General features: G+C 73.9%; 4 protein-coding genes and 1 pseudogene. 3 read left to right on the forward strand and 2 right to left on the reverse strand.

Annotated elements, in window-relative coordinates; genetic code table 11:
- Nucleotides 1-104 precede the first annotated feature (104 nt).
- From LP52_RS25310 to LP52_RS25320, 3 genes are all read left to right on the forward strand, one after another.
- Nucleotides 105-1,580 carry an MFS transporter gene (locus tag LP52_RS25310; protein ID WP_040276938.1) on the forward strand — a complete coding sequence of 492 codons (1,476 nt, stop codon included), beginning with the start codon at nt 105-107 and terminating at the stop codon, nt 1,578-1,580.
- Nucleotides 1,581-1,642: 62 nt separating this feature from the next.
- Nucleotides 1,643-2,395 (forward strand): YqjF family protein, encoded by a 753-nt coding sequence (locus LP52_RS25315; protein WP_084723489.1) that lies wholly within the window; start codon nt 1,643-1,645, stop codon nt 2,393-2,395.
- Nucleotides 2,396-2,460: 65 nt separating this feature from the next.
- Nucleotides 2,461-3,189 carry a maleylpyruvate isomerase family mycothiol-dependent enzyme gene (locus LP52_RS25320; RefSeq protein ID WP_052810271.1) on the forward strand — a complete coding sequence of 243 codons (729 nt, stop codon included), beginning with the start codon at nt 2,461-2,463 and terminating at the stop codon, nt 3,187-3,189.
- A gap of 58 nt (nt 3,190-3,247) precedes the next feature.
- Here the strand turns inward: LP52_RS25320 and LP52_RS25325 are convergent, their stop codons facing one another.
- Entirely contained in the window at nt 3,248-3,919 is a 672-nt protein-coding gene (locus LP52_RS25325) for a class F sortase (RefSeq protein ID WP_202966173.1), read from the reverse strand.
- Nucleotides 3,916-4,250: pseudogene (locus LP52_RS27865) on the reverse strand (hypothetical protein); the annotation flags it as partial. The gene LP52_RS25325 and the pseudogene LP52_RS27865, both read right to left, overlap by 4 nt.

Below are 4,250 nucleotides of genomic sequence, written 5' to 3' on the forward strand. Positions count from 1 at the left end.
GGGACCGCGCGGGCACCGGCGGCCCTTTCAGGGCTGGCGCACGAGTGTGACTCATGGCACTCTGAAGTCCATTACTAGAACTTGGTTCTAAGAATGGAGCGCCCATGGCCGCCTCCCCGAGAACGCGACGCAGGCTGGGCGAACCGCGCGGGGGCGCGGTCAGCGCGACCGACACGGCCCCCTACGGCTGGGCGCCGCTGGTGGTGTTGTTCCTGGTGGGGCTGGTCGACCGGATCGAAGCATCGCTGCTCCAGGGCACGCTTCCGCTGATCCAAGCCGAATGGGGCTTCAGCGACACCGTGGGAGGCAGCATCCCCACGGCCGCCGCGCTGGCCTCGGCCCTGGTCGCGATCCCCGCCGGCTACATGACCGACCGCTACAGCCGCACCCGCATCATCGCGATCGTCGTCTTCTGCTGGGCGCTGACCACGGTCGGCTCCGGACTGGCGATCGGGTTCGCCATGTTCTACGCGATGCGGGTGCTGCTGGCCAGCGCCGAACAGGTGGACAACCCGGCCGCCAACAGCCTGCTGGCCGACTACTACCCGCCGGCCAACCGGCCCAAGGTCTACGGCTGGACCCGGATGACCACCTACCTCGGCGGCATCGGCACCATCTTCGCCGGGGTCCTGGGCGAGCTGGTCGGCTGGCGGGCCACGTTCGTGATCATGGCGATCCCCGGGGTCGTCGTCGCCGTGATCTGCTGGCGGCTGGCCGAACCCGCGCGCGGCTACCTCGACTCGGTGATCGCCCGCAGCGGCGGCGCGAAGCGGACCCCCGCCCCGGCGGAGCCCGCCGCCGAGGAGGCCGCGGCCACGCTGGGACCCGCCGAGCAGCCGCCCGGACCGCCCCTCGGCGAAAGCCCGCGGACCGGCGCCACGCCTCCCCCGGCGGACAGCGCGGCCGACTCGGGCGGCGCGGCCACCGCGACCGCTCCGCCCTTCGGCCGGCAACTGCGGCAGGTCATGGCCGTCCCCACGCTGATGCTGCTGTCAGTGGGGCTGATGCTGCTGACGGCCGGGCTGCTGGGCACCGCCTACTGGATGACGACCTACATCACCCGCGCCTACGAGGTCGGCACCGCGGTGGCGGGACCGCTCTCCGGCGGCTCCTCGGTGATCGGGGTCGTCGCCGGGACGCTGGCGGGCGCCTGGCTGGGCCGCCGAGCGCACGACGCGGTCCGCGGCGGCCGCGTGACCGTCGCAGCCGCGGGCACCGTACTGGGCGCACTGGCCCTGGTGGCGGCACTGCTGACGGAATCGCTGGCGCTCTTCGGCATTCTGCTGCTGCTCTCCTCGTTCCTCGGCGCGCTGGCCATCCCCTGCGTCATGGCCTCGGTCGCCGACGTGGTGGGCGCCCACTCGCGCGGGCTCGGCTTCGCCGTGCTCAACTTCCTGCTCACCCTGGGCGCGGCCTTGGGTCCGCTGGCGGTGGGCATCGCCTCCGACGCGTCGGGGTCGCTGCGCACCGCCTTCCTCATCCTGACCGTGCCCAAGCTGCTGGGCGGGGTGTGCATGCTGCTGTGCCGCTGGAGCTTCGACCGCGACGCCGAGAAGGTCCTGGCCGAGGCCCGGGAGTGACGCGACAAGGCGCTTCGCCCCCCTCGCGGGCCTCCGGCGATGCGCGGGCCTAGCATCGGAGCATGGACGAGCGCCTGCCTCCCGAAACCCGCGGCGGCCTTCCTCCGATGCTCCCGCCGCGGGTTTCGGGGGCCGCTGCGCTGGTCCAGCAGCATTGGCGCGACGTGGTGTTCGTGCACTGGGCCGTCGCCCCCGAGGCGGTGGCCGGCCTGCTGCCGCCCGGCACCCGCCCCGACGTGCTGGACGGGCGCACCTACGTCGGCCTGGTCGCCTTCCGCGTCGCGGCGCCGCGCCTGGTCGGCGCGGTGCCCACGGGCGGGTTCAACGAGGCCAACGTGCGGCTGTACTCCGTCGACGGGCGGGGAAACCGGGGCGTGGTCTTTTTGAGCATGGACGCCGACGCGCTGCCGAGCGTGCTCGCGGCACGCGCGCTGGCCGGGGTGCCCTACATCTGGTCGGACGTCTCGCTGCGGACGAGTCCCGCGGGCACGGCGGGCGCCGTGCGCCGCCGCTTCCCCGGCCCGCCCGCCGCCGCCCGCTGGCACGTCGCCGTCGGCGACCCCATCCCCGAGCCCGCCGACCTGGAACACTTCCTCACCGCCCGCTGGGGCCTGCACACGACGCACCTGGGCGCCACCCGCTGGCTGCCGGTGTCCCACCCGCCCTGGCCGCTCTTCCGCGCCGAACTGCGCTCCTACGAGGGCGACCTGGTCACCGCAGCGGGCGTGGAATCGGGCCGTATTCCACCCGCCTCGGTCCTGTGGTCCCCCGGCACCCGAGCCGTATTCCACCCGCCCCGGCACGTCGGCGCGTGAGGACGGGCGACGGCGGTGTGCACTGGAGGATGCCGTGTGCACAGGAACGGAACCAAGGTGCGGCGATGGCCGAACCGCCGATGACTCCCCGGGAGCCGGCCCGACGGGTCGCTCAGGCCCACGCGCGCCTGCTGGAGCTGCTCGACCACGCTTGCGGCGAGAACGAACAGGTTGCGGAGGCCTCGGCCCTGCCCGGGTGGTCGCGCGGACACGTCGTGCGGCACCTTGCGGACAACGCGCGCGCCTTCGAGCGCCAGGTCCGCTACGCGCGCCGTGACCGTCTGGTCGACCTGTACGACGGCGGCACGCGCGGGCGCGACCTGTCCATCGAGCAGGGCGCCCGAGCGCCTGCGGCACACCTGCGCGGCGAACTCGCCTCGGCACAGCACGATCTGGAAGAGGTCTGGGCCGAACTGCGAGCCGAGGACTGGCATCGCCCGGTCCGCTTCCGCAACGCCACTGTGCTGGACACCGCCTTGGCGCGGTGGAGGGAGGCGGAGATCCACGCCGTCGACCTCGCGGTCGGCTACAGCCCCGGCGACTGGCCGCTGCCGTTCGCTCTGCACGCCCTGGATTTTCTGGAGGCACGAACGCCGACGGGAGTCCGCCTGCGCCTCCGGGCGACTGACACCGGCTTCCGCCGGGAGACGGGCGCCGGCGCGCCGGTCGAGGTCTCAGGAGCCGTACGCGACCTGGCGGCGTGGATGGCCGGACGCGACGCCGACGGCCGGCTGGAGACAACTGCCGCACGGCTGCCGGAACTGGCCCCGTGGCCCGCCGACCCCGCCGACTGACGGTGCGGACGGCCTCCGGGCCCTCCTCCGGTCAAGGGGGCATGCCTCTCTGCGCCGGTCAGGGAATGAGGCGGGCGTATACGACGGTGTTCGCCGTGTAGTGGCCGCTCGCCGTGTCGAACGCGCCTCCGCAGGTGATCAGCCGGAGTTCCGCCCTGCCCGACGTCCCGCCATACACCCGCCGCGTCGGAAAGTCGTCTTTGGCGTGCTGGGCGACGCGCTCGACCGCGAAGTGCGCGGTCGAGCCGTCGGCACGGTCGACACGGATGCGGTGCCCGCGCTCCAGCTCTTCCAGGCCGAAGAAGACGGCCGGCCCCTCCCGGGAATCGACGTGGCCGGCGAGCACGGCCGCGCCTTCTTCCCCGGGTGTCGGCCCTCCCGACCACCAGCCGACCGCCTCCCACGGGCCGGGCGCCGCCAACCGGCCGGCATCCGTCAGACCGAGCCGGACGAACTCCGCGGTGTGCAGGTCAAGGGCCGGGACGGTCAGGGCGACCGGGTACGCCCGGTCCATCGCCGGTACGGGCCGCGCCGCAGACGCCGACGGATCGGGCACGGGTTCGGGGAGGCCGGCGCCGGTGTTGGTGTCCGGCGCGGCCGCGCCGGTGTCGAGCGTAGCTGCGCCGGTGTCGAGCGTGGCCGCGCCCATGAGCAGCGCGGCCGCGCTCATGCCCGCGAGGTGGCCCGCCAGTCGGCGGCCGCGCCCGGGGCGGATGCGGCCGACACTCACCGGCGCGCCGCCGAGGCACCTCCCGCGCGCCACCGGCCGATGGCCACGCCGAATGCGGCCAGCAGCGCCGCCGCTGCCGCGGTCAGGACTCCGGTCGAGTTCCCGCCGGACACCGCGCCGCCTCCGGTGTCGACACCACCAGCGGGCATGCCCCCGCCGTCGTCGTGGCCGTTCTCGCGCTTGTCGTGGTCCTTGTCGTGGCCGTTCTGGTCCTTGTCGTGGTCCTTGCCGTCGCCGTTCTGGTCCTTGCCGTCGTCCTTGCCGTCGCCGTTCTGGTCCTTGCCGTCGTCCTTGCCGTCGCCGTTCTTGTCCTTGCCGTCGTCCTTGCCGT

It is taken from the genome of Streptomonospora alba (assembly GCF_000826685.1).
GTDB classification, from domain to species: Bacteria; Actinomycetota; Actinomycetes; order Streptosporangiales; family Streptosporangiaceae; genus Streptomonospora; species Streptomonospora alba.